Consider the following 24695-nt stretch of genomic DNA (forward strand, 5'->3'; position numbering starts at 1 on the left):
GCGGGGAATACCCCTGTGCGATCATGTCAGGTTCATCGTTCAATCGTCCGAAACTGGAGTTGCCGCACGGGCACCAGAAGGTGTTGCTGCATTCGTGTTGCGCGCCCTGTTCCGGCGAGGTGATGGAGGCGATCCGCGCCTCGGGCATCGACTACACGATCTACTTTTACAACCCGAACATCCATCCGCGGGAGGAATACGAGTTGCGCAAGCAGGAGAACATCCGCTTTGCCGAAAAGGAAGGCGTGCCCTTTGTCGACGCCGACTACGACACCGACAACTGGTTTGCCCGCGCCAAAGGTTTGGAGTGGGAGCCGGAGCGGGGCGCCCGGTGCACGATGTGTTTCGATATGCGGTTCGATCGCACGGCGCTCTATGCGCATGAAAACGGGTTTCCCGTGATCACGAGCTGCCTCGGCCTTTCACGGTGGAAGGATATGGATCAGATCAACGCGAGCGGCGAACGCGTGGCGGCCAAATATCCCGGGATCACCTATTGGACTTACAACTGGCGGAAGCTCGGGGGCGCGAACCGGATGGTCGAGATCGCGAAGCGCGAACAGTTTTACCAACAGGAATACTGCGGCTGTGTGTATTCGCTGCGCGACACGAACAAGTGGCGCATGGATCACGGCCGGGAGCGGATCGCGCGCGGCGAGAAGTTTTACGGCGTCGCCGACGGTGAGCCGGCGGGTGGATCGGGCAAGGACGGCCATTCGGCCGGACCAGCGGACGCGTGAGCCGGGGAAAATGACGCGCGCGGAAAGCGGATCGCGGGCCGGCGGCGGGCGGGATTCGATCCGCCCAGTGAGTTGAGGGTGCGGCGGGCGGACTCAGCCGGATTTACGGTGGTGCAACGTGAGCCGATTGCCGTCGGGATCGCGAACCGTGGCCATGAAACACATCGGTGTATCCATCGGCCCGATCACAAATTCCACTTTATGTTGGCGGAGCGTGGCAACCGCGGCGTCGAAATCCGTCACTTCGAGCGCACTCGAAGGACCGTCGTTGGACGGCGGCCAGTTAGGTGACGATCCGATGGCGAGGCAGCCGCTGCCGATGTTGTATTCGATGAACTTGGCATCCGGTTTCACGGGCGCGTTCGGCTTGAGGCCGAGGATGCCTTCGTAGAATTTTCGGGCGCGGGCGATGTCGGTGACGGGGTAGGCGGTAAAGGCGATTTCCTGGTAGGTGATCATGGCTCGCTCCGGGTTGAGTTTCCTGTCCCGCCAAAGACAGGCGAGCGGGCGGCTGGTTCAGACCTTGAGCGCGCCCCGGAAGCCGCGGCCGCTGTAGTAGGAGTCCGCGCCGTTGTGATAGATGAAAACGCGACCGAAACGGCGATCGCCGAAGAGCGCGCCGCCGAGCTGGCGGACGTCGTCGGGCGTTCTGAGCCAGCTCGATCGTTTGGTGTCGAATTCTCCGAGCTGTTGCAGGGCGTGATACTGGGCCTCGTCGAGGATCTCGATGCCCATGGCGGCGGCCAGTTCCGTGGCGCAGCCCTTCGGCGGGAATTTTTTCCGGCCGTCGAGCGCCGCGCGGTCGTAGCAAAGATTGGCGCGCGGCTCAGGGCTCTGCGGCGAACAGTCCATGAAGAGAACCTCTCCGGATTTCTTGTCGTGGCCGACGACGTCGGGTTCGCCGCCCGTGCGCTCCATCTCGGCGAGGGACCAGAGTTTTTCGGGGTGCGCGAGGAGGCGAGACAGGACCTTTTTCCAATCCACGGCCGTGTGGCGGGTGGGATTTTTTTCGAAGCGGGTCTGCAACGTGGCGAGCAGTTCGTCGCGTTGTTTGGCAGTCAGTTCTTTCGGGGCCTTCACGCTTTTCATCGGAGGTTGGGGGGGGGATTCACGCGCATCGCGCGTCGAGGAATCCGGGAAGAATCGCGACGCGAAGAAGAGCGTCAATTCGGTTCCGTGGTGGGCACGGGCGACCGGCGTTACGGGGACTCAGCGCGGGTCGTAATCCAGATACGGTCCCAGCCAGCGCTCGACCTCGGCGACGGACTGGCCCTTGCGGCGGGCGTAATCCTCGACCTGGTCGTGGCCGATTTTACCCACGCCGAAGTATTTCGCTTCGGGGTGGTTGAAATACCAACCGCTGACGCTGCTCGCGGGGTGCATGGCGCACGACTCCGTCAAGTGGATGCCGGTGGTGGCGGTCGCGTTGAGAAGGGCGAACAGCGTAGGTTTCTCGGTGTGATCGGGGCAGGCGGGATAACCGGGCGCGGGACGGACGCCGCGATATTTTTCGCGGAGGAGATCCTTCATTTCGAGGTTTTCGGTTTTGCCAAAACCGCAGAATGCGCGGGCTTTTTTGTGCATCATCTCGGCCATCGCCTCGGCGAGGCGGTCGCCGAGGGCCTGCGCCATGATCGCACTGTAATCATCGTGCGCCGCGCGAAATTCGGCGGCGAAGGCTTCGACGCCGTGGCCGGCCGTGACGGCGAAGCCGCCCAGGTAGTCGAGCCGGCCCGAGTCTTTCGGCGCGATGTAATCGGCGAGGCAGTGGTTGAACCGGTCGGCGGGTTTTTCCATCTGCTGACGCAGTTGATGGAACGTCGCGAGCACCTCGGTGCGGGCGGTGTCGGTGTAAAGTTCGACGTCGTCGCCGATGGCGTTGCACGGCCAGAAACCGAGGACGGCTTTGGCGGTGTAACGCTGTTCGGCGATGATGCGCTGGAGCAGAGCTTTCCCTTCGGCGAACAGTTTCGTGGCTTCGGCGCCGACGACTTCGTCGGTGAGCAGATCGGGAAACCGTCCGTGGATTTCCCACGCGGAAAAGAAGGGTCCCCAGTCGATGAATTCGGCGAGTTCTTCGAGGGAAAAGCGGTGCGTGCCGGGCGGCAGTTCTCCGGCGGCGGAGGAGAAGACGCGGAGGCCGAGAAATTCGGGCACGGGAATGTCGGTCTGCGCCCAATCAAAAATCGGGCGGCGCTCGCGGGCGCGGGCAAGCGAGAGGAGCGGCTTGCGGCTGCGGCGGGCGGCGAAGTCGGCGCGCTGGCGTTCCTGCTTGGCAAAGTTGTCGGCGAGGAACGCGGGCTTTTGCGTTTCGCTGAGGAGCGCGCTGACGACGTTGACGACGCGCGAGGCGTCGAGGACGTGGACGACGCCGGGCGCGTAGGCGGGGGCGACCTTGACGGCGGAATGCGCGGGGCTCGTCGTGGCGCCGCCGATCAGCAAGGGAAGCGTGAAGCCTTCGCGGTTCATTTCCTTGGCGACGTGCACCATCTCGTCGAGCGAAGGCGTGATGAGGCCGGAGAGGCCGATGATGTCGGCCTTTTGCTCGCGCGCGGTGGCGAGGATTTTCTCGCACGGCACCATGACGCCGAGGTCGATGACCTCGTAATTGTTACAGGCGAGCACGACACCGACGATGCTTTTGCCGATGTCGTGGACATCGCCTTTCACGGTGGCGAGGACGATGCGGCCCTGGGCTTGCGCGATGCCGCCGGCGGCGATGTGCCGGCGTTTCTCCTCCTCCATGAACGGGGTGAGGTGAGCGACGGCCTTTTTCATGACGCGCGCGGATTTCACGACCTGCGGGAGAAACATTTTGCCGGCGCCGAAGAGATCGCCGACGACGCGCATGCCATCCATGAGCGGGCCCTCGATGACTTCGAGCGGGCGGGCGAATTTCTGGCGGCACTCCTCGGTGTCTTCGACGATGAACGTGTCGATTCCTTTGACGAGCGCGTGCGACATGCGCGCCTCGACCGGCAGTTCGCGCCACGCTTGGGCAGCCACCTGGTCGACGGGCTGGCCGCCGGCTTTGGCGGCGTCGGCGGCGGCTTTGAGCGCTTCGGCGTGGGTGATGAGGCGCTCGGTGGCGTCGGGCCGGCGATTGAGGAGGACGTCGTCGGCGAGTTCGCGCAGGGCGGGATCGATCTCGTCGTAAACGCCGAGCATGCCGGCGTTGACGATGGCCATGTCGAGGCCGGCGCGGATGCCGTGGTAGAGAAACGCCGTGTGCATGGCCTCGCGCACGGGGTTGTTGCCGCGGAAAGAAAACGAGACGTTGGAGACGCCGCCGCTGACTTTGACGCCGGGCAGGGTTTGCTTGATGAGCGCGGTGGCCTCGAAGAAATCGACGGCGTAATTGTTATGCTCCTCGATGCCGGTGGCGACGGTGAGGATGTTGGGATCGAAGATGAGATCGGTGGCGGGGAAACCGAGTTTTTCGGTGAGGAGCTGATAAGAACGCGTGCAAATGCGAACCTTGTCGTCGCGCGAGGCGGCCTGGCCTTTTTCGTCGAAGGCCATGACGACCGCGGCGGCGCCGTAGCGGAGGATCAGTTGCGCGCGACGGAGAAACTCGGCTTCGCCGTCCTTGAGCGAGATGGAGTTGACGATGCCTTTGCCCTGGAGGCACTGGAGGCCTTTTTCGAGCACGCTCCATTTGGAGGAGTCGAGCATGATGGGCACGCGGCAGATCTCGGGTTCGGCGGCGATGAGGTTGAGGAACTTCACCATCGTGGCCTCGCCGTCGATGAGCGCTTCGTCGACGTTGAGGTCGAGAATATTGGCGCCGCTCTCGACCTGCTGGCGGGCGATGGCGAGACAGGCATCCCAATCGCCGGCTTTGAGGGCTTTGGAGAATTTCGGCGAACCGGTGATGTTGGTGCGCTCGCCGATGACGAGAAAGGAGGAGGCGGCGGTGCTCATGCGGAAAACTCCAAGCTTCCAGCCCCAACCTCCAATGAAGACTCAAGAGGCGGAAACCCTGAAAGCGGAAAGGCGATGAAAGTCATGATCGGAAGGTTTGCCGCGTGAAGGGTGGTGCCTGGCGTTTCCCGTCGGCGACGGACGAGTCTTACGCGAGTGTGAGGGCTTCGAGGCCGCTGAGGCGGAGCGCGGGAGATTGAGGGGGAACCTGCCGCGGGGCATGCGCGCGCACGGTGGCGGCGATGGCGCGAATATGATCCGGCGTGGACCCGCAGCAGCCGCCGACGAGGTTGACCAGGCCGGAGGCGGCAAATTCGCCGAGGATCGCGGCCATCTGGTCGGGCGTTTCATCGTAACCGCCGAACGCGTTGGGCAGGCCGGCATTCGGATAACAGGTGACGTAGCACGGCGCGAGACGCGCGAGTTCTTCGACATAGGGGCGCATGGCGGCGCCGCCGAGGGCGCAGTTGACGCCGACCGAAAACGGACGGGCGTGCGCGATGCTGTGGAAAAACGCATCGATGGTCTGGCCGGAAAGCGTGCGACCGGAGGCGTCGGTGATCGTGACGGAGATCATCACGGGCACGCGGAAACCGGCGGCGTCAAAAACGCTTTCGATGGCGAAGAGCGCGGCTTTGGCGTTGAGGGTGTCGAAGATCGTTTCGACCAGCAGCGCGTCGACGCCCGCGGTGAGGAGCGCGCGGATTTGCTCCGTGTAGGCGGCCACGACGTCGTCCCACGTGACGGCGCGGAAATCGGGGCGGTTGACGTCGGGCGAAAGCGAAAGCGTGCGGTTGAGCGGACCGATGGCGCCGGCGACGAAACAGCGGCGGCCCGGTGTGGCGGCTTCGGCGGCGAGTGCCGCGCGGCGCGCGACGGCGACGGCGGCGGTGTTGAGATCGGTGACGATGGATTCGAGGCGGTAATCGGCTTGGGAGATGCGCGTGGCGTTGAAGGTGTTGGTCTCGACGAGATCGGCGCCGGCGGCGAAATAGTCGCGGTGAATCTGTTCGATAAGATCGGGGCGCGTGAGGCAGAGGAGGTCGTTGTCGCCGCGCAGATCGTGCGAGTGGTCGGCGAAGCGGGTGCCGCGGTAAGCGGCTTCGTCGAGCCCGAACGTCTGGATCATCGAGCCCATCGCGCCGTCGAGAACGGCGATGCGTTGCGCGAACAGCGCCTGCAGTCCGGCGGTGGCCACCGCGGCGCGGCGGGCAGCGTCGGCCGTCGCGGAGGCGGAGGGAAAAAGCGGGTCGGCCATGGTTCGCAGCGTGGGCTCGGGTCGAGGGAAGGCAAGCGACATATCAGGTCATAGCGATGCGTTGATGGATAATAAGGCTTGTGAGGTTGGGGACCGCTGACGAGCGTGCGGCCGCCAGAGTTCTTTTCATCTTACGGGAAACAGGGAAGGCCGTGAAAATCGGCCACAGTTGCGCTGCGGTAACGCATCACAGACTCCCACCGTGTGAGGGCTTCGTCGATCTCGGCGCGGCCCGCTGGCACACACGGGCAAAGCCAATCGGAGCGATCCGGTGAAGGCGGGAGCGAGGCAGGCGAGGCGCGGACGCGGAGACACCTCTCCGACGTGCGCGCGCGCTTACACATGCGAAGTCCGAACATCTACTCCCGCAAGACTCACGCGGCTGGTGCGAATTGCGCGCGCCGGTCTGCGAAAACTTCATCGCAAACAATGAAGCGTGAGAGTGGTGACGGGCTCCGGTGACGGGGTGCGGTTCTGCTCTTGCCCGACCAACAGTAGAATCCCATGAACCCGTTCTCACAGTCCCGCCTGCCGGGACGGCTCCTTCTCGCTTTGCCCGCCGTGCTGCTGGCGCCGGCCGCCAACGCGCAAACGCCGGATGCGCCGCAGGTGCTCGAAACGTTCGTCACGACGGGCACCCGCACGCCGGCGGCGCCGCAAACGCTCGGCTCGGCGGTGGATACGCTCACCGCGAATGAGCTGGCGCGGCGGCAAATCGATTCGCTGGCGGAGGCGTTGGGCGGCGTGCCGGGGGCGCCGTTGTTCGCGTCGGGCGCGCCGGGTGCTTCGGCGTCGCTGTTCCTGCGCGGGGCGAATTCCAACCAGACGCTGTTTCTCGTCGATGGGCTGCGGATGAACGATCCGAATACCGACTACGCCGTGCTGCTGGGCGGAGCAACGCTGGCGCCGGGCGATCGGATCGAGGTGGTGCGCGGGCCGCAGAGCACGCTCTACGGGAGCGACGCGGTGGGCGGCGTGGTCGCGCTCACAACGGGGAAAGGCGCAGGCGCGCCGAGCGCCCAGGTGTCCGCCGAGGCGGGCAGTTTTGGGACGGTGCGGGGCGGCGTGGCGGCGCAGGGCGCCAGCGGGCCGGCGGCCTACAATGTTTCCGTGCAGGCCGGACACACGGACAACGCGCGGGCCAACAATGCGTTCGACGGAGCGACCACGGCGTTGCGGCTGGACCGGACGTTGAGCGAACACGCGGCGATGGGGGCGACGTTGCGGTGGTTTCACGGCGACTACGGCGATCCGGGCGATCGTTTCACGGACGATCCGAACAATACGGTGCGGGAGGACAACGTGCTCGGCACGCTGTTTGCGGATGTGAAATGGGGCGGAGCATGGCAGGCGCACGTGATTCTCGGCGGGCAGGACCGGCGGTTCGTCTCGGACAATCCGGCGCCGAATCCGCCGTATTTTTCCCCGGCGCAAACCACGGTGGTGAAAAACCGCCGCGCGGTGCTCGATGCGCAAACAAGTTTCACGGGTTGGGATCGGCATCGCGTGACGGGCGGGGCGACGCTTGAAGCGAATCACACGGTCAACACCGGTTTCGGTGACATCGATCGCCGCCAGTCGCTGTGGGCGGTGTTTGCCCAGGACGAATTTTCGCCGGTCGACGAGGTGTATCTGACGACGGGATTGCGTCACGACGACTTCGATACCTTCGGCGGGGCGACGACGGGACGCGCGACCGTGGCGTGGCTCGTGGCGGGGCGCACGCTCAAGCTGCGCGCGAGCTACGGCACAGGATTTCGCGCGCCAGGGTTCCTGGATCTCTACGGGCAGAGTGCGTATTACGTGGGCAACCCGGACTTAAAACCGGAAGAGGCGCGCGGTGGCGACGTGGGCGTCGATTACTATCTCCCGGGCCAACGCGGCGTGTTGAGCGCGACGGCGTTTCAAACGGATTATCGAAATCTGATCGTTTATGACTTCACGGTCTATCCGAGCACGGTGGTGAACGCTGGCAAAGCGCGGACGCGCGGCATCGAACTGAGTGCGACCGTGTCGTGGGCGGGCGCGATCGACGCGCGCGTGGGCTACACTTATCTGGACGCGCAAAATCGGGTGGATGGTTCGCGCTTGTTGCGGCGTCCGCGGCATGGGTTGAACGCGGAGGTCTCGCATGATTTCGGGCGCGGTTTCACGGCCGGTGCGGGTGTGGCGTTCGCGGCGCAACGCGAGGATGTGGACGCGGCGAGCTATCTGACGATCGATGCGGAGGACTACACGGTCGCGCGGATTTTTGTGACGTGGCAGGTGAGCGCCGCGCTGGCGGTTAAGGCGCGGGTGGAAAATCTGTTGAACGAAAAATACGAGGCGGTGAACGGCTATCCGGCGCGGGGCGCCGGGGCGTTCGGGGGCGTCGAGTGGCGGTTTTGATGGCGGCTTGATCGGACCTGGCGAACGACACGTCGCGGCCGGGAGGCGTGAACCGTTTCCGGCCGGGCCGGGCGTTTCGTTCACGGCTTCACCGACGTGACGAGGGTTCGCGCTGGCGCCGGAGCAGGCGGTGCGTTCAATGCGGCGAAAACGTGAACGAGGATCGACAGCAGGATTTCTGGTCTTTTTTCGCCGCGCCGGCGCCGTTGGCGTCCGGGCCGCGCGCGGCGGCGGAGCGGGCATTCGCGGAGCCAGTGGGGGCCGCGCCCGCGACAGAGACGGTGTCACGGGGGGGCGTGGTGTATGAGCGGAGTGCGACGGCGCAGCGTTACCGGTTGACGTTGCGGCGCGACGGCGTGGCGGTCGCGGTGATCCCGCGGCGGGGTTCGCAGCGGGAGGCGGAGCAGTTTGTGGCGCAGCAGGCAGCGTGGCTGGAGCGGGCGCGGGCAAGACAGGCGCGCCGGCCGCGCGCGGCCGAAGTCTGGACGGTGGGCACGCGGGTGTTGTGGCGGGGCGAACTGGAAGAGATCCGGGTGGCGGCGACGGGGGCGCGGCCGCAGGTGTGTCTGGCGGCGGACGTGTTTCGCGTGGCGCGGATCGAGGGGGATTTGCGGGCGACGCTGGAGGCGCAATTTGCGCGGCGGGCGAAGATCGAGCTGCCGGCGCGGACGTGGGAGCTGGCCGCGGTGACGGGCGTGGACGTGAAGCACGTGACGGTGCGCAATCAGCGTTCGCGGTGGGGTTCGTGTTCCAGCGGCGGGACGATTTCGCTCAACTGGCGGTTGGTGCAGACGCCGGATTTCGTGCGCGACTACATCGTGTTTCACGAATTGATGCACTTGCGGGAGATGAATCACTCGGCGCGTTTTTGGGCGCGCGTCGAGGAAGTCTGCCCGGCGTGGCGCGAGGCGGAGCACTGGCTCAAGCGCAACGGCAGCCTGGTCGGGCTGTGACGCCGAGGGCGGAGAGAAACGGTCAGGGCGCTTTCGCGAGGACGCGGCGGAGTTCGGCGCAGAGGGTATCGAGCGAGAACGGTTTTTGCACGAAGCCCGCAAGACCTTTGCCGACGAAGCGATGGACGGCCTCCTGCTGGTTAAAGCCGCTCATGAGAAGCACTTTGACGGCGGGGTCCAGCGCGCGGAGCTGGCGGAAGGTTTCCTCGCCATCCATTTCCGGCATCGTGAGGTCGAGTAAGACGGCGGCGAAGCGACCGGGGTGGGCGCGAAAGATTTCGAGGCCGCGGCGGCCGTGTTCGGCCTGCTCGGATTCGAAGCCGAGGGAGCGGAGCAAGTCGGTGAGCACGAGTCGGACGGGCTCTTCATCATCGACGACGAGGATCGTGCCGTTGCCTCGCCAAGCGAGGGGCGGTTCGCTGATGCGCCGCAGGGCATCGGGTGCCTGGACGGCGGCGGGGAAGAGGACTTTGAACGTGGTGCCGCGGCCGGGTTCGCTGTAAACGTTGATGGCGCCTTGATGGCCGCGGACGATGCCCTGCACGGCGGCGAGACCGAGGCCGCGACCGGCGAATTTGGTGGTGAAGAACGGATCGAAAATGCGTGCGGCGGTGTCGCGATCCATGCCGCTGCCGTCGTCGGCGACCTCAAGAAAACAATATTCGCCCACGGGGAGATCGCGGGCGAAGTGAGCGCGGGCGAGATAGTCAGCATCGGCATGCACCAAGCCGGTGGCGACGACGATGGTGCCGGAGCGGTCGCCAATGGCCTCCGAGGCGTTGATGACGAGGTTCATCACCAGTTGCCGCATCTGGGTCGGGTCGGCCTGGATGGTGATGGGTTCGGCGGCGAGGGCGAAACGCAGGGAGGCCTTTTTGCTGACAGAGACGCGGAGGAGTTGCGTGGTATCCTCGACGAGTTCGTTGAGGTTGACGTGCTGGACGACGAAGCGGCCCTTGCCGGCGTAGGCGAGCATCTGTTTGCAGAGGTCGGCGGCGCGCAGCGAGGCGCGTTCGATCTGGGCGAGGTATTGGGCGGACTGGGTGCCGAGGGAGGCGTCGAGACGGGTGAGACTGGCGTAGCCGAGGATGCTGGTGAGGAGGTTGTTGAAATCGTGCGCGATGCCGCCGGCGAGGACGCCGAGGCTTTCGAGTTTCTGCGTTTCCTGAATGTTTTTCTGAAGGAGGTGGCGCTCGTGTTCGGCGCGCCGGAGATCGGTGATGTCAACGCAGACGCCGATGTAGCCGAGGAATTGTTGATCGGGGCCGAGGAGGGGTTTGCCGTGATCGAGGAGGAGGCGATATTCGCCGTCGTGGCGGCGCAGGCGGTATTCGATGACGAAGGGTTCGTGCTGCGCGAAGTAGCGTTGGTAGAGCTCGAGCGCGCGGTCGTGATCTTCGCGGTGAATGCCGTCGGACCAGCCGGAGCCGATTTCCTCCTCCATGGAGCGGCCGGTGAAAGTGAGCCAGCCCTCGTTGAGGAAGTTGATGCTGCCATCGGGCGCCGCGGTCCAGATGAGGACGGGGGCGGAGTTGGCCATGATGCGGAAGCGTTGTTCGCTGGCACGGACGGCGGCTTCGGCGCGCTGGCGGGCGGAGACCATTTCGTTGAACGCTTCGGCGGTGCCGGCGATTTCGGCGGGGCCGGCGACGGGGGCGCGGGCGTCGGTGCGGCCGGCGGCTTGCGCGCGGGCGGCTTCAGCGAGGGCGGTGACGGGGCGGGCGAGGGCGCGGGCGTAGCGGGCAATGAGGAGGGCGCCGATGGTGAGGAGGGCGACGATGGCGATGAGCGTGCGCCAGAAATTCAACCAGGCATCTTCGAGAATTTCCGGGGTGGCGACGGACGCGTAGACAAACCAAGGCGTGCCGGGGATGCGGGAGAGCGAAAGGGTGCGCGGCTGGCCGTCGGTGCCATGCGTCTCGAGGGTGACGGAAGGGGCGTCGGTGAGCGCGGCGGCGAGGCGGGTGAACTCGGGCATTTTGCGGCCGACGTAGCGCGTCATCTCGGGCTGGCGGGCGACGATGGAGCCCTGTTCGTCGATGACGGCGACCTCCGAGCTGAGAAGGGAGCGCGGCTGCGTGAGCACGCTGGTGGACAGGTCGGTGAGGTTGAGCGGAATGAGGAGGGAGCCGATGCGTTGGCCGGCGGAGTTGGTCACCGGTTGGGCGATCATGCAGGACCAGCGGCCGTCGATCTGACGCGCGAACGCGGGCCCGATGTAAAAGTCGGACGCGCGCAGGGCGGCGCCGATGGGCGGGATGTCGGCGATCGACGTCTCGGGGGCGGGGCGGATGTTGGCCGCGGCAATGACGTGGCCGGTGAGGTTGAGATAAGCGAGGTTGAGAAACTCCGGGTGGAGGGCGACGAACTCGCGAAATCGCTCGTCGATGCGCGCGGGGTCGTTGGTGCGCAGGGCATCCTCGGCCGCGAGGCGGCGGAGTTTGAAACGCGCGGATTCGGCGAAGGCGCGCAGTTGGCGTTCGTTGACCTGGCGGATGAGTTGCAGCTCGGACAACGTGGTGGCGCGGTCGGTGCGGAACTGATCATAGAGGCCCCAGCCGAGCACGCCGACGAACGGGAGCGCGACCCCGAGGCCGAGGACGACGAGCCGCGAAAAAATCGTGGGGCGCGCGCGCATCGCGGTGACGTGGCGGGCCGGCGAAGGTGCGTCAATCATACCGCGGCGGCGGAGCGGGATTTACTTAAAATCGACGAGTTCGACTTCGAACACGAGCGTGGCGCGGGGCGGGATGGCGGGCGGCTGGCCGGAGACGCCGTAACCCAGCCAGTAAGGGACGATGAGGGTGCGTTTCTCGCCTTTGCGCATGTTGGGGAAAGTTTCTTCCCAGGCGGCAATCACCTGGTGTTGGCCGAGGGTGAAGACGAACGGTTTGCCGTGCTGCGCGGAGCTGTCGATGAACGTGCCGTCGAGGAGGTGGAGCTCGTAGTTGACGGTCAATTGCTGGCCGGCGTGCGGATGAGCGTCGCCGGTGCCTTGGGCGCGCGGGATATAGCGGAGGCCGGACTCCTGTTTGTGGGCGTTGCCGTATTTGTCGGCGATCACGAGGGCGTCGTGCGTGGTGAGTTCGGGGCGTTCTTCGGCGAGGGCTTCGCGCATGCCGGCGTTGATCGGCAGGCCGGGGTTTTTGCGGGCGAGCATCCCGGAGCGCACCACCAGCGCGAGGGTGAACAACATCACGCCGAGGAGGAGGAGATAGAGGAAACTGCGAACAGGGGACGCGGGCATGGGAGCCGCGACCAAAGCGGCCGCGAGCCGGGTTGGCAACAGCGCACGTGGGGCGTTGAAAAAGTCGCGCCCCGGCCGAGCACGGCGATTCGGGTCACGCGTGCTCGCGAGGCGGGACGAAGCGGCGAGTCAGGGCAGGGCGGAAGACGTGTGATCCTGAAAAATGCGCCACCCCTCGGGGGTCTTGCGCACGGTGAGCGTAAACAGGCCGTGGGGAGCGTCGGCGGCGCGCGTCAATTGCCAGCGGCCAAACACGATTGCGGCATCGTCGGCGAGGCGCGTGACGACGAGATCGGAGAACGTGAGGTGGCCCATCGCAGCGCGGTCGGGATAGCGTTCGTGGTAACGATCGCGGGTGGCCTGCCAGCCGTAGGTGACGTGATCGGCGGACGCGAAGCGGAGGGCGTCGGTGTGCGCGTAGGTGGCCATGAACGTATCGATGTCGCCGCGATTCCACGCGTCCGTCTGCGCCGTGAGGAGCGCGGTGATGTCGGCGGTGGGATCGGTCGCGGTGGCGGCCGGGGAGCGTTGGGCGGGAGCCGCGGCGGGTGCAGCGGGCGCCGCGGCATGAGCGGCGGCGACGATGGCCGCAGGGGCGAAGGCGAGAGCGCAGACGAGGGCGCGGCGGTTCATGAGCGAGAGTTGGCGGGGGAGATGACGGGAGTAAGCAGTTCAAGGACCGTGGCGGTCATGGCGGTGATGCCGGTCTTGATCGTGGGCTCCGGCACGGGAGCGAATTTGCTGGAGTGCAGCGAGGGGAGCGGGATGCCGGTGCGTTGGCTTTCAGCGATTTTTTCCGGGGCGACGGCGCCGACGCGGAAGAGGCAGAGGGGAACGTGTTCGTCGGTGAGGCCGAAGCGGCTGAAGTCCTCGCCGCCCATTTCCGGCGTGAACGGCACCACGCGATCGGCGCCGAGCCACGCGGCGAGGGCGTCGTGGACCCGTTGGGTGAGTGCGGGGTCGTTGCGGGTCGCGGGCGTGGGCACGTCGGCGGCCGTGTTGACGAGGGGCAGCAGGTCGTCGGGCAGGCCGGCGGCGATGCCTTCGCCGCGGCAGATGCGTTGGATGGCCGCGATCGTGTGGTCGCGCACGGCGGGGGAATACGAGCGAAGGGTGAGGGAGAGTTTCACTTCGTCCGGAATGACGTTGGCTTTCGCGCCGCCGTGGATGGAGCCGACGGTCACGACGCACGGATCGATGGGCGAGGTCTCCCGGCTGACGATGGTCTGGAGTGCGAGGACGATGCGGGCGGCGAGGACGACGGGATCTTTCGTCATTTGCGGATAGGCGCCATGGCCGCCGCGGCCGCGAACGGTGATCTCGACCCAATCGACGTTGGCCATGACGGCGCCGGGCGAAACGGCGACGGTGCCGACGGGTAGGCTGGCGCTGTCGTGCTCGGCGATGGCGAAATCGGGGCGGGGGAATTTTTGATAGAGGCCGGCGGCGAGCATATCGCGGGCGCCGAGGCCGCGTTCCTCGGCGGGTTGGCCGATGAAGAGCACGGTGCCCGACCAGTGTTCGCGCAACGCGGCGAGTTCGCGCGCGGTGCCGGCGAGGACGGTCATGTGGATATCGTGGCCGCAGGCGTGCATGACGGGGACCTCGCGGCCGGTGGGATCGGTGGCGCGCGCCGCGCTCGCGTAAGGGAGGCCGGTTTCTTCGGCGACGGGCAGCGCGTCGAGATCGGTGCGGAGGAGGAGCGTGGGGCCGGGACCGTTTTTCAGGAGGGCGACGAGGCCATGGCCGCCAAAGTTTTCCGTGACGTCGCAACCCGCGGCGCGGAGTTCGGCGGCGAGTTTTTGGGCGGTGCGGGCTTCCTGGAGGGAGAGCTCGGGGTGCGCGTGAAGGTCTTGATAGAAGGCATCGAGGGCGGGGTAATCGGCGGCGACCTTTTCGGCGACGAGCTGACGCAAGGCCGGCGTGGGCGCGGCCGCGAGGACGGAGGTGGCGCACAGAAACAGCAGCGGGCGGAGGGTGGCGGTCATGGTTTTTCGAAGAAGAAGATCAAGCCGTCGAGCATGGCATCGGTTTCGAGTTTGAGGTGTTGCGCGGGCGGCACGGGCGAGTCGGCGGACGCGGCTTTTTTCTGGGCCGCGAAGGCGGCGTCGGCCGCGGCGCGGGCTTGCGCGATGAACGCCTGCTTCGCTTCGTGAAATGCGCCGCTCTTCGTGAATTGCTGGGCGGTGCCGGGCTGGCCGACGAAGCGGGTGACGAGGTCGTCGCCGATCCAGAGGGCCCATTTGTCGATGTCGGCGAAGTAGACGGCGAGGAGGCCGTCGCGTTCGACGTGGAGCTGTTCGGCGATTTTGTGGATGAAGTTGCCGGGGCGTTGCGCGGGCGTGTCGGGCGTGTATTTCGCGAAGAGCCGCGCGCGGACGCGGTGCCCGGTGGCGCGTTCGAAGTTGGCGAGCTTGTAGTTGAAGGCCTGCGCGCGCGGCGGGTCGGTGGGAAGCAGGTGATCGGGGTCGTCGAACGGCGCGGAGGGGCCGGGTGTTTTCTCCGCCGGGTAGGGTTTGGCGCGGGCGACGAGGGCGGCGAAGGAGGCCTCGGTGACGCGAAACGCGTCCGCGGCCGCGCCGACGCGGCGAATGCGCACGGCGTAGATTTTATCGCGCGGCTGGATGCGGGGCAGCACGTAGGCGCCGCTCACGACGCGGCCGAAGACGCTGTGCAGATAGTTGAGGCGATTGACGGGCGCGAGGGTGATGAAGAATTGCGAGCCGTTGGTGTCAGGCCCGTCGTTGGCCATCGAGAGGATGCCGGCGGCGTCGTGGCGGAGGCCGGGCACGAATTCGTCGGGAAACGCATAGCCGGGCCCGCCTTCACCCGTGCCGAGGGGATCGCCCGCCTGGATGACGAAGCCGGGCACGACGCGGTGAAAAAGGAGGCCGTCGTAAAACGGTTTGCGGGGCGCGGGGCCGAGCGTGCCTTCGGCGAGGCCGACGAAATTGGCGACGGTGAGCGGGGCTTGTTGAAAGAAAAGTTCGGCGGTGATGACGCCACGCGGGGTGGCGATATCGGCGTAAAGGCCGTCGGGGGGCGGCTCAGCGGCGGGCAGGGTGGCGGCGAAGCAGAGGGCGAACAAACCGAGCGCAGTCGGTAATTTCATCCGCGCAGGTTGGGGAATATTCGCGTGCGTCACAACGAAACACTCGCCTGCCTCCGTGGCGTCTGCCTTTCTCGGCGCCGTGAAATCCCGTTTCTTCCCCGCGGTGTTCGCTTTGGCGGTTATTTTGCTCCCGGTCGTGCGCGGCCAGGGGAGCGCGATGGCGGAGCAGGCGGTGGGGATGCGGGCGCCGCACGAGTTTGCGGACGTGAGCACGCTCGAATGGAGCAAGCTCGTGCCGCCGCCGCCGGCGGCGGAATCGCTGGCGGCCGAGGGCGATCTTTACTCGGTGCTGCAGATGCAGGCGGCGCGGACGCCGGAGCAAATCGAGTGGGCGCAGCTCGTGGAGAAGGGCGATGTGTTCGCGTTGTTCGGCGCGGAGGGATTGCTGGGGCCGGATTTTTCGAGGGAAAACTTTCCGGCGCTCGACGCGTTGCTGCACCAGCTCACGGCGGAGTTGCAGCCGATCAAGCAGGTGGTGAAGGAAAAGTATCAACGCGCCCGACCCTTTCTCGCGGACGTGGCGGTCGAGCCGTGTGTGCAGCGGCCCGACAGCGATTCGTATCCGAGCGGGCATGCGTTCAATGCGCATGTGTGGGCGCGCGTGCTGGCGGAGATTTTTCCCGAGCAGCGGGCGGCGTTGATCGCGCGGGCCGATTACATCGGTTGGGGCCGCGTGATCGGCGGCGTGCATTTCCCGACGGATCTCGTCGCGGGCCGCCGACTGGCGGTGGCGGTGATGGCGCGGGAAATGAAGAATCCGGCGTTTCGCGAAGCGATCGAGGCGTGTCGCGCCGAGGCGGCGAAGTTGAAGACCAAGAAAGCCGCTTAAGGCTCAGGCGAGTTGCAGGCGGCCGGCGTGCTCGGTGACGCGGAAGAAGCGCGGGTGCTCGGGCGGCGGATCGTTGGGGGCGTGCAGCGTGAGATAACGCGCACCGTCGAAGCCGTCGAAGAGCATGGCGTGCCCGCCGTTGTCGCGGAAGAGCGGCTCCGCATCCGCGTGCCACGGTCCGCGCAACGTGCCGCTCGTAGAACGGGCGACGCCGGTGGTGTAGCCGGTGGCGCTCCAACTGGAAAACAGCAGGCACAATTCGCCGTTGCCGGCGCGAAACGGGAAGGGACCGTCGGATACGTAAACGGGCGGCTGTCGGTCGCGCGCCCACGGTGGCACGACTGCCCAGGGCACGGTGCTGATGCGGAAGAGTTCGAACGCGTCGCCGCGGCTGGCGGTCAGGTCGTCATTCAAACCCACGGCGGCAAATGAGCCGTCGTGAATCTGGAGCCATTCGTGGGCGAAGATCATCGACGGCCGTCCGTCGGCGTCGACAAAGAGCGTGCCATCGAGACATTCCCACTCGGCGGGAGTGAGTGGCGCGGGGGCGTGCGGCACGAAGGGGCCGAGCGGATGAGCGGCGACGAGGACTTGGGTGCCGCGGCGAACGTCCGCGGCCTTGAAACTCGCGAACAGGTAGTAGCGGCCGCGCCAGTGATGCACTTCCGGCGCCCAATAATGATGCGTGGCCCAGAAATCTGCGGCGGGGCGAAAGACGGGAAACGGGCCTTCCCAGGAATGGAGATCGCGGCTGCGGTAGGCGTCGAAGCCCGTGCCCGGCGCCTCCGTGCAGGCGTGCGGATCGGTGGTGCCGTAGAGGTAATAGGTTTGCTCGGCGGCGACCGGCAGCACGAAGGGATCGCGCAGGTGAATTTCCTGAGGCGAGAGCAGGGGCATGTTATCCAAGGGGCGTTGGCCCGGCGCCAAAAAGTCGGTGGCGCCGGAGCGGCGAGGGTGTTGTCACGACCTTCGTGACCAAGAGCGAAGCGCGCTCAGGGGATGCGCAATTCCGTGCCGACGACGAGCGCGTCTTCGTTGGTGATGACGTCGCGGTTGGCGTTGAGAATTTCGGGCCAGCGATTGGCGTCGCCGTAGTAATGGCGGGCGATTTTGCGCAGGGTGTCGCCCAGAACGACGGTGTGGACTTGCGGACCGGCGGGCGTCGCGGGCGCAGTCGTGGCCGGTGTGGGCGCGGCGTCGGGAGCGGACGCGGGCGCGGGCGCCGTGGTGGGCGGTGGGGTGGCGGTGGCGGCGGCGGACGCGGTGTTCGGGCGGAGCGGGGCCGCGAGCGTGGAGCCGGGCGGAGGCGCGAGGAGTGCGAGGCGCGTCTTCAGGTCGTGATTTTGGGCGGCGAGCGCAGCGGCTTCGGCCTGCATCTGGCGGGCCTGCTCGCGCATTTGTCCGGCTTCGCCGGCGGCGGCGCTCACTTGCTGCAACTGCGTGTTGAGCGATTCGACTTGGGCGCGGACGTCGGCGAGTTGCTGCTGCAGCGCGGTTTTTTCGGCGTCGGATTTCTCGAGCGCGGCGGCGAGTTTGTCGTGTTCGTCGCGCATGAGCGTATAGCTGCGGAGGGCGGTGGAGAGGTTGGATGCGAGGCGGTCGCGCTCCGCCGCGAGGTCGGCGGTGGGATCGGCGGGAGCGGCGGGTGCCGCGCTGGCGTCGGCGGGCGATGCATCGGCGGCCGCGGGCGCGGTGGCGTTCGGGGCCGGAGGCGGCGCGACGTCCGGGGATGTTTTCGCGGCGGGCGTCGGCGTTTGGGGGGCGGGGGCGGGGGCGGCGGGAGTCGGTGCGGGATCGGCGGCGGCGAGGGCGACCGCGGCGGGCAGGAGCGTGAGCAGGGCGGCGAATCGGAGGCGGCAGTTCATCGGTGGAAAAACGCTACACGGGCGGGGCGGATAAACAATCCGATCTCGCATTGGGCTATTCGGCCCAGGCCTTGGCGCGGGTGACGGCGCGGTGCCAGCCTGAGTGGAGCCGGTGCATGGCGGGGGCGGAGCCGGCCGGGCGAAAGATGCGGCCGACGGACCAGAGGCGCGCGATCTCGGCTTGATCGCGCCAAAAGCCGACGGCGAGACCCGCGAGATAAGCGGCGCCGAGGGCGGTGGTTTCCGCGACGCGCGGACGCACGACGGGCACGCGAAGGAGGTCGCTTTGAAATTGCATGAGGGCGGTGTTGACCGTGGCGCCGCCGTCGACGCGGAGTTCGCGCAGCCGGATTTTCGCATCGACGCGCATGGCCGCGAGCAGGTCGGCGCTTTGGTAGGCGATGCTTTCGAGGGCGGCGCGGGCGAGGTGCGCCGCGGTGGTGCCGCGGGTGAGGCCGATGATGGCGCCGCGGGCGGAGGCGTTCCAATGCGGCGCGCCGAGGCCGGTGAATGCGGGGACGAGATAGACGCCGCCGTTGTCGGGCGCGCGGGCGGCGAGGGCTTCGATGTCGGAGGATTTTTCGATGACGCCGAGGCCATCGCGGAGCCATTGCACAACGGCGCCGCCGATGAAGACGCTGCCCTCGAGGGCGTATTCGAGGGGTCGGTCGGGGCCGAGCCGCCACGCGATGGTGGTGAGGAGGCGGTGGCGCGAGCGGACGGGCTTGGCGCCGGTGTGCAGCAAAAGAAAACAGCCGGTGCCGTAGGTGTTTTTCGCCATGCCGGGTTGGAAGCACGCCTGGCCGAAGAGTGCCGCATGCTGGTCGCCGGCGACCCCGGCGATCGGCACGCCGCGCAGCGCCGGGATCGAGGTGATCTCGCCGTAAACTTCGCTGCTCGAACGGATCGCGGGCAGGACTTCGCGGGGAATCCGGAGAAGGCGGAGAAGTTCGTCGTCCCACTCGCCGGTGCGCAGGTTGACGAGGAGCGTGCGGGAGGCGTTCGTGACATCGGTGGCGTGGACGGTGCCGCCGGTGAGTTTCCAGAGCAGCCAGGCATCGACGGTGCCAAACGCGAGCTCGCCGCGGTTGGCCCGGCGGCGGGCGCCGGGGATGTGATCGAGGAGCCAGGCGAGTTTGGTGGCGCTGAAATACGGATCGAGCAGCAGGCCGGTTTTGCGGCGGACGAACGGCTCGGCGCCGCGGTGGCGGAGGCGTTCGCACGCGGCGGCGGTGCGGCGATCCTGCCAGACAATGGCGGGCGCGACGGGCCGGCCGGTGCGGCGGTCCCACAAGACGACGGTTTCGCGCTGGTTGGTGAGGCCGAGCGCGGCGAGATCGGCGCCGGTGAGATTGGCTTCGGCGACGGCGGCGAGGGCCGTGCGGCGGGTGGTGGCCCAGAGATCCTCGGGGTCGTGCTCGACCCAGCCGGGTTGCGGAAAATGCTGGGGAAATTCCTGTTGCGCGGTGGCACGAGCCCGGCCGCGATGATCGAAAACGATGGCCCGCGAAGAGGTGGTGCCTTGATCGAGCGCGAGAACGAAACGGCGGGGCATAGGCGGACCATAAGGTGATTGGGCTGGCCGCCAAGTCTGCGGTGGCCGGGGCGGGGCGGGACGCGACGGGGAGCTTGCAACAGGAGGTCGCGTGCTTACGAGTTGGCCGCTTAATGTCTGCCGCACGTCCCGATTTCGATCGTGGCCTTGTCTCCGTGATCGATCACGGGAGGCGGCGGAAGTTGAAATGCGTGGAACCGGAGGGGGCGGGCGGAAGACGCAAGGCAGATTCCGCGTGTCGGGCCCCGGAGAGCGCGGCGATGAGGAGGGGAACTCTTTCATGAAAACTGGAATCGGTCGGTGTTTTCCGCGGATCCGGATGCAACTGGCGGCGGTGGGGCTGGCGCTGGTGGCCGGGTGGTCGGCCGGGTGCGACCGAAGCGCCGAGGGCAAAGGCAAGGCGGACGAGGCGCCGCCGGTGCCGGTGCAAACGGCGGTCGCGGTGCAGCGCGACGTGCCGCGGACGGTCGATTCGATCGGCGCGGTGCAGGCGTTGCGCACGGTGGCGATCAAGTCGCAGGTGGACGGGATCATTGCGCAGATTCATTTCCGCGAAGGCGACGAAGTGAAGGCAGGCGATCTGCTCGTGACGCTCGACCGGCGGCCGTTTGAAAACAGCCTGCGGATCGCGCGCGCCAGTCTCGCGAATGCGCAGGCCGAAGCGGAAAAGGCGACGGCGGACCTTAATCGTTACAAGCGCCTGCAGGAGCAGCAGGCGATTTCGCAGGAGCAGTTTGCCGAGCTGTCGACGAAGGCGGCGACGACCGAAGCGCAGTTGCAAGGCGCGCAGGCGGGGGTGGCCAACGCGGAGCTGCAACTGGGTTACACGGAAATTCGGGCGCCGATCGCCGGGCGCACGGGGCAGTTGATTCTACACGAAGGTGCGCTGGTGAAAGCGAACGATGTGAACCAATCGATCGTGACGGTGAACCAGCTCACGCCGATGGGCGTGGCCTACGCGGTGCCGGAGGATGCGTTGCCCGAAATCCGCGCGGCGCTCGCGCAGCATCGCGTGCATGTGACCGTGGCGGATCGCGCGGAGAGCACGACGCCGATCGAGGGCAAGCTGGAGTTTGTCGACAACGCCGTCGACGCGACGACGGGCACGATCACGTTGAAGGCGACTTTCCCGAACGAGGATCACTCGTTGTGGCCGGGGCAATTCGTGCATGTGACGACGGAGACCGGCGTCGATCGCGGGGCAGTCGTGGTGCCGACCGCGGCGGTGGAAAACGGGCAAAGCGGGTCGCAGGTGTTCGTCGTGGATGCGGCGCACAAGGTGGCTTTGCGCCCGGTGAAAATCGAGCGCACGACCGGGGATTTTGCGCTCGTGACCGGAGTGCAGGCGGGTGAAACGGTGGTGACGGACGGGCAGTTGCGACTCGTGCCGGGAGTGCGCGTCGAGGCGAAGGATCTCAGCGGCCAGGCGCCGGCGGCGGAGGCGGAGGCAGCGCGATGAATCTGCCGGCGTTGTGCATCCGGCGGCCGGTGATGACGTCGCTGCTCACCGCGGCGTTATGCGTGTTTGGCGTGATGGCTTACCGGCTGCTGCCGGTGAGCGATCTGCCCAACGTGGATTTTCCGACGATCGTGGTGTCGGCTTCGCTGCCGGGCGCCACGCCTGAGACGATGGCGTCGGCAGTCGCGACGCCGCTCGAACAGCAGTTTTCGACGATCGCCGGCATCGATTCGATGACGTCCACGAGCTCGCTCGGCTCCACGTCGATCACGTTGCAGTTCACGTTGGAGCGGAGCATCGATGCGGCGGCGCAGGACGTGCAGGCATCGATCGCCGCGGTGCAGCGCCTGCTGCCGCAGGACATGCCGGCGCCGCCTTCCTTCCGGAAGACCAACCCGGCCGATCAACCGGTGCTGTATCTGGCGCTGAGTTCGCCGACGCTGCCGCTTTCGGTGGTGGATGAATACGCGGAAGCGAATCTCGCGCAGCGCATTTCGACGGTGGAGGGCGTGGCGCAAGTGCAGGTGTTCGGTTCGCAGAAATACGCGTTGCGCGTGCAGCTCGATCCGCGCGCGCTCGCGAGCCGCGGCATCACGCTCGATGAAGTGCAGACGGCGCTGGCGGCGCACAACGTGAACCTGCCGACGGGCGTGCTCGACGGCAACCGGCAGGCGATGACGATCATCGCGACCGGGCAGCTCACGAGTGTGGCGGAGTTCAACCAGATCGTCGTCGCGTATCGCAATGGCGCGCCGGTGCGGCTCGGGCAGCTCGCGAAGGTGATCGACAGCGTGCAGGAAAACCGGGTCGCGAGCTGGTATTACGACCAGAACGGCGGCAACCGTGCGGTGGTGCTCTCGATCCAGCGGCAGCCGGGCACGAATACGGTGGAAGTGGTGCAGCGCGTGAAGGCGTTGATCCCGGCGTTCAGCGAACAACTGCCGGCGTCGGTGAAGCTCAACGTGCTCTTCGACCGCTCCACGACGGTGCGCGAGTCGGTGGACGACGTGCAGTTCACGCTGTTGCTTTCGATCGCGCTGGTGGTGCTGGTGATCTTCATTTTTTTGCGCACGCTGACGGCGACCATCATTCCGGGCGTGGCGATTCCGATGGCGCTGCTGGGGACGTTCATCGCGATGTATTTCTTCGGCTACACGCTGGATAATTTGTCGCTGCTCGCGCTCACGCTCTCGGTGGGCTTCGTCGTGGACGACGCGATCGTGATGCTGGAAAACATCGTGCGTTACATCGAGCAGGGCATGTCGGTGCGCGAGGCGGCGTTCAAAGGCGCCGGCGAAATTGGGTTCACGATTTTGTCGATGACGCTCTCGCTCGTGGCGGTGTTCATCCCGGTGCTCTTCATGGGCGGCATCCTCGGGCGGTTGCTGCATGAATTCGCGGTGACGATCACGGCATCGATTTTGGTGTCGGGCGTGGTGTCGCTGACGCTGACGCCGATGTTGTGCAGCCGTTTTTTGAAACCGCACCGGGGGCATGACGCGACGAGGCATGGGAAACTCTACCAACTGAGCGAACGCGGCTTCGAGGCGATGGTGGCGTTCTACGAGCGCACGCTGGGGCACGCGATGAAGCACCGGTTGCTCACCGTCTGCGTCGCGTTGGCGATGGTCGTGCTCACGGTCGTCGTCGCCCGGCAACTGCCGACGGGGTTCATCCCGACCGACGACACGGGCCAGATTTTCGCGTTCACCGAGGCGGCGCAGGATGTGTCGTTCGCGGAGATGACGGCGCATCAAGAGGCGGCGGCGGCGGTGGTGGCGAAAAATCCCAACGTCGAAGCGTTCATGTCGGCGATCGGCGCGAGCAAATCGTCATCGACGGGCAACCAAGGGCGGATGTTTATGCGCCTCAAACCGCGCAATGAACGCCCGCCGGCGGCGGAGATCGTGCAGGATCTCCGGCACGAGTTGTCCGCGATCCCCGGCCTGAAGGCGTATCCGCAATTGCTGCCGCCGATCCGCATCGGCGGTTCGCTGACGAAGGCGTTGTATCAATTCACGTTGTTCGGCAGCGATCTGAAGGAGCTCTACGCCGCGGCGCAAAAGATGGAGGTGAAAATGCGCGGGATCGCCGGGTTGCAGGATGTGAACTCCGACTTGCAGATCTCAAATCCACAGTTGCGCGTGAACATCAAGCGCGACCGGGCGGCGGCGCTCGGCATCACGCCGCAGCAGATCGAGGATGCGCTCTACAGCGCGTTTGGCTCGCGCCAGGTTTCCACGATCTACACGCCGACGAACCAGTATTACGTCATCATGGAGATGGCGCCGGATTTCCAGAAAACCCCGGAAGCGCTGGCGCAACTCTATCTCCGCAGCCGTGGCGGGAAAACGGTGCCGCTCGACACCGTGGCGTCGCTCGATCGCTCGGTCGGCCCGTTGACCGTTAATCATCTGGGGCAGGTGCCGGCGGTGACGATTTCGTTCAACTTGCGACCTGGCGTATCGCTTGGCGAGGCGTCCAGCGCCATCACGGAGCTCGCGCGCAAGGAATTGCCGGCGACGATCAGCTATGGGTTTCAGGGCTCGGCCCAGGCGTTCGCGTCGTCGATGCGCGGGCTCGGCTTGCTACTCCTCATGGCGGTGCTCGTGATCTACATCGTGCTTGGGATTTTGTATGAGGATTTCATCCATCCGCTGACGATCCTCTCGGGATTGCCGGCGGCGAGTTTCGGGGCGTTGGCGACGCTGTGGCTTTTCCACCAGGAGCTGAATGTGATGGGATACGTGGGCATCATCCTGCTCGTCGGCATCGTGAAGAAGAATGCGATCATGATGATCGATTTCGCGCTGGCGACGCGCGCGCAAGGGGAGATGTCCGCCGAGGTGGCGATCAAGCGGGCGTGTGTCGTGCGCTTCCGGCCGATCATGATGACGACGTTCGCGGCGCTCGCCGGTGCGATTCCGATTGCGCTCGGCTTGGGCGCGGGCGCGGAATCGCGCCGCCCGCTGGGCCTCGCGGTGGTCGGCGGCCTCATCGTTTCGCAGATGCTGACGCTTTATATTACGCCGGTGATTTACGTGTATATGGACAAATTCACCGCGCGCTTGCGGCGGCGGCCGACGCTCCCGCATTTGATGGAGCCGATCGAAGCCGGCGCGAAGTAGGGAAGTCCCGCGGGCGGGGATGGTGGTTTGGCGGCTACGTATTCATACGTAGGCAGCACGCGTTTACCTATGAGCCGCGGGTCTAGGCCGACGTGCCCGGCCGCTTGACTTCGATTTTATCAATAGGCGTGGTTAATCGCGTCCTATTCAACTTATCGAATCGAGCCATTCGCTGTAGTCTCGACTGCTTTAGTGTTCCGGTTATATAATAATCGGCAGGCGGTCGGATTCTGGCGG

Annotated in this window: 18 protein-coding genes; 6 read left to right on the top strand and 12 right to left on the bottom strand. The window is 66.3% G+C overall.

The genetic code is table 11. The features are described from left to right. Positions 1-23: 23 nt before the first annotated feature. Positions 24-740, top strand: a complete 717-nt coding sequence (locus K0B96_RS02365; RefSeq protein WP_220163410.1) for an epoxyqueuosine reductase QueH — start codon at positions 24-26, stop codon at positions 738-740. A 93-nt stretch (positions 741-833) separates the two neighbouring features. On the opposite strand, the gene K0B96_RS02370 is transcribed toward K0B96_RS02365, so the two are convergent. The 4 genes from K0B96_RS02370 to K0B96_RS02385 form a co-directional block, all read right to left on the bottom strand. Next, positions 834-1199 carry a VOC family protein gene (locus tag K0B96_RS02370; RefSeq protein ID WP_220163412.1) on the bottom strand — a complete coding sequence of 122 codons (366 nt, stop codon included), beginning with the start codon at positions 1197-1199 and terminating at the stop codon, positions 834-836. A gap of 57 nt (positions 1200-1256) precedes the next feature. Continuing rightward, on the bottom strand, positions 1257-1829 hold the full coding sequence (locus K0B96_RS02375) for a DUF4256 domain-containing protein (protein ID WP_220163413.1): 573 nt from the start codon (positions 1827-1829) through the stop codon (positions 1257-1259). A 120-nt stretch (positions 1830-1949) separates the two neighbouring features. Continuing rightward, entirely contained in the window at positions 1950-4700 is a 2751-nt protein-coding gene (gene metH, locus K0B96_RS02380; RefSeq protein ID WP_425602967.1) for a methionine synthase, read from the bottom strand. Positions 4701-4812: 112 nt separating this feature from the next. Then, positions 4813-5922 (bottom strand): homocysteine S-methyltransferase family protein, encoded by a 1110-nt coding sequence (locus K0B96_RS02385; protein ID WP_220163417.1) that lies wholly within the window; start codon positions 5920-5922, stop codon positions 4813-4815. Between the two features lie 504 nt (positions 5923-6426). On the opposite strand from K0B96_RS02385, the gene K0B96_RS02390 reads away from it, so the two are divergent. Beyond that, positions 6427-8310: a TonB-dependent receptor plug domain-containing protein gene (locus tag K0B96_RS02390; protein WP_220163419.1), complete on the top strand. Its 1884-nt coding sequence runs from the start codon at positions 6427-6429 to the stop codon at positions 8308-8310. A 152-nt stretch (positions 8311-8462) separates the two neighbouring features. Beyond that, positions 8463-9263 (top strand): M48 family metallopeptidase, encoded by an 801-nt coding sequence (locus K0B96_RS02395; protein WP_255558814.1) that lies wholly within the window; start codon positions 8463-8465, stop codon positions 9261-9263. A gap of 22 nt (positions 9264-9285) precedes the next feature. On the opposite strand, the gene K0B96_RS02400 is transcribed toward K0B96_RS02395, so the two are convergent. The 5 genes from K0B96_RS02400 to K0B96_RS02420 form a co-directional block, all read right to left on the bottom strand. Then, positions 9286-11940 (bottom strand): hybrid sensor histidine kinase/response regulator, encoded by a 2655-nt coding sequence (locus tag K0B96_RS02400; RefSeq protein WP_220163421.1) that lies wholly within the window; start codon positions 11938-11940, stop codon positions 9286-9288. 21 nt (positions 11941-11961) lie between these two features. Then, complete coding sequence (locus tag K0B96_RS02405; RefSeq protein WP_220163423.1) at positions 11962-12510, bottom strand: FKBP-type peptidyl-prolyl cis-trans isomerase; 549 nt, start codon at positions 12508-12510, stop codon at positions 11962-11964. Positions 12511-12639: 129 nt separating this feature from the next. Beyond that, positions 12640-13143, bottom strand: coding sequence for a YybH family protein (locus K0B96_RS02410; RefSeq protein ID WP_220163424.1), 504 nt, complete (start codon positions 13141-13143; stop codon positions 12640-12642). Next, positions 13140-14498 (bottom strand): amidohydrolase, encoded by a 1359-nt coding sequence (locus K0B96_RS02415; protein ID WP_220163426.1) that lies wholly within the window; start codon positions 14496-14498, stop codon positions 13140-13142. Before K0B96_RS02415 ends, K0B96_RS02410 begins: the two co-directional genes overlap by 4 nt. Further along, a complete protein-coding gene (locus K0B96_RS02420) occupies positions 14495-15622 on the bottom strand; it encodes a peptidylprolyl isomerase (RefSeq protein ID WP_220163428.1) in 1128 nt (375 codons plus the stop codon). Before K0B96_RS02420 ends, K0B96_RS02415 begins: the two co-directional genes overlap by 4 nt. A gap of 79 nt (positions 15623-15701) precedes the next feature. Here K0B96_RS02420 and K0B96_RS02425 point away from each other — a divergent pair, with 79 nt between their 5' ends. Next, positions 15702-16451, top strand: coding sequence for a phosphatase PAP2 family protein (locus tag K0B96_RS02425; RefSeq protein WP_220163430.1), 750 nt, complete (start codon positions 15702-15704; stop codon positions 16449-16451). A 3-nt stretch (positions 16452-16454) separates the two neighbouring features. On the opposite strand, the gene K0B96_RS02430 is transcribed toward K0B96_RS02425, so the two are convergent. The 3 genes from K0B96_RS02430 to glpK all read right to left on the bottom strand — a co-directional run bounded on the left by K0B96_RS02430 (position 16455) and on the right by glpK (position 19871). After that, entirely contained in the window at positions 16455-17348 is an 894-nt protein-coding gene (locus tag K0B96_RS02430; protein WP_220163432.1) for a glycoside hydrolase family 43 protein, read from the bottom strand. Between the two features lie 95 nt (positions 17349-17443). After that, the gene (locus tag K0B96_RS02435; protein ID WP_220163434.1) at positions 17444-18316 is read right to left on the bottom strand and encodes a LysM peptidoglycan-binding domain-containing protein; all 873 of its coding nucleotides are present in this window, start codon (positions 18314-18316) and stop codon (positions 17444-17446) included. Between the two features lie 55 nt (positions 18317-18371). Then, positions 18372-19871 (bottom strand): glycerol kinase GlpK, encoded by a 1500-nt coding sequence (gene glpK / locus K0B96_RS02440; protein WP_220163436.1) that lies wholly within the window; start codon positions 19869-19871, stop codon positions 18372-18374. Positions 19872-20151: 280 nt separating this feature from the next. Between glpK and K0B96_RS02445 the strand changes: the two genes are divergently transcribed. Together K0B96_RS02445 and K0B96_RS02450 are read left to right on the top strand one after the other, a co-directional pair. Next, a complete protein-coding gene (locus K0B96_RS02445; protein WP_220163438.1) occupies positions 20152-21330 on the top strand; it encodes an efflux RND transporter periplasmic adaptor subunit in 1179 nt (392 codons plus the stop codon). Next, positions 21327-24458 (top strand): efflux RND transporter permease subunit, encoded by a 3132-nt coding sequence (locus tag K0B96_RS02450; RefSeq protein ID WP_220163440.1) that lies wholly within the window; start codon positions 21327-21329, stop codon positions 24456-24458. Before K0B96_RS02445 ends, K0B96_RS02450 begins: the two co-directional genes overlap by 4 nt. Positions 24459-24695 lie beyond the last annotated feature (237 nt).

This window comes from Horticoccus luteus, assembly GCF_019464535.1.
GTDB lineage: Bacteria > Verrucomicrobiota > Verrucomicrobiia > Opitutales > Opitutaceae > Horticoccus > Horticoccus luteus.

What these genes read in the sequence shown, in the direction of transcription:
- K0B96_RS02365 (WP_220163410.1), top strand. Translation starts at nt 24, where the DNA reads ATGTCAGGTTCATCGTTCAATCGTCCGAAACTGGAGTTGCCGCACGGG.
- K0B96_RS02370 (WP_220163412.1), bottom strand. Translation starts at nt 1,199, where the DNA reads ATGATCACCTACCAGGAAATCGCCTTTACCGCCTACCCCGTCACCGAC.
- K0B96_RS02375 (WP_220163413.1), bottom strand. Translation starts at nt 1,829, where the DNA reads ATGAAAAGCGTGAAGGCCCCGAAAGAACTGACTGCCAAACAACGCGAC.
- K0B96_RS02385 (WP_220163417.1), bottom strand. Translation starts at nt 5,922, where the DNA reads ATGGCCGACCCGCTTTTTCCCTCCGCCTCCGCGACGGCCGACGCTGCC.
- K0B96_RS02390 (WP_220163419.1), top strand. Translation starts at nt 6,427, where the DNA reads ATGAACCCGTTCTCACAGTCCCGCCTGCCGGGACGGCTCCTTCTCGCT.
- K0B96_RS02400 (WP_220163421.1), bottom strand. Translation starts at nt 11,940, where the DNA reads ATGATTGACGCACCTTCGCCGGCCCGCCACGTCACCGCGATGCGCGCG.
- K0B96_RS02405 (WP_220163423.1), bottom strand. Translation starts at nt 12,510, where the DNA reads ATGCCCGCGTCCCCTGTTCGCAGTTTCCTCTATCTCCTCCTCCTCGGC.
- K0B96_RS02410 (WP_220163424.1), bottom strand. Translation starts at nt 13,143, where the DNA reads ATGAACCGCCGCGCCCTCGTCTGCGCTCTCGCCTTCGCCCCTGCGGCC.
- K0B96_RS02415 (WP_220163426.1), bottom strand. Translation starts at nt 14,498, where the DNA reads ATGACCGCCACCCTCCGCCCGCTGCTGTTTCTGTGCGCCACCTCCGTC.
- K0B96_RS02420 (WP_220163428.1), bottom strand. Translation starts at nt 15,622, where the DNA reads ATGAAATTACCGACTGCGCTCGGTTTGTTCGCCCTCTGCTTCGCCGCC.
- K0B96_RS02430 (WP_220163432.1), bottom strand. Translation starts at nt 17,348, where the DNA reads ATGCCCCTGCTCTCGCCTCAGGAAATTCACCTGCGCGATCCCTTCGTG.
- K0B96_RS02435 (WP_220163434.1), bottom strand. Translation starts at nt 18,316, where the DNA reads ATGAACTGCCGCCTCCGATTCGCCGCCCTGCTCACGCTCCTGCCCGCC.
- glpK (WP_220163436.1), bottom strand. Translation starts at nt 19,871, where the DNA reads ATGCCCCGCCGTTTCGTTCTCGCGCTCGATCAAGGCACCACCTCTTCG.
- K0B96_RS02445 (WP_220163438.1), top strand. Translation starts at nt 20,152, where the DNA reads ATGAAAACTGGAATCGGTCGGTGTTTTCCGCGGATCCGGATGCAACTG.
- K0B96_RS02450 (WP_220163440.1), top strand. Translation starts at nt 21,327, where the DNA reads ATGAATCTGCCGGCGTTGTGCATCCGGCGGCCGGTGATGACGTCGCTG.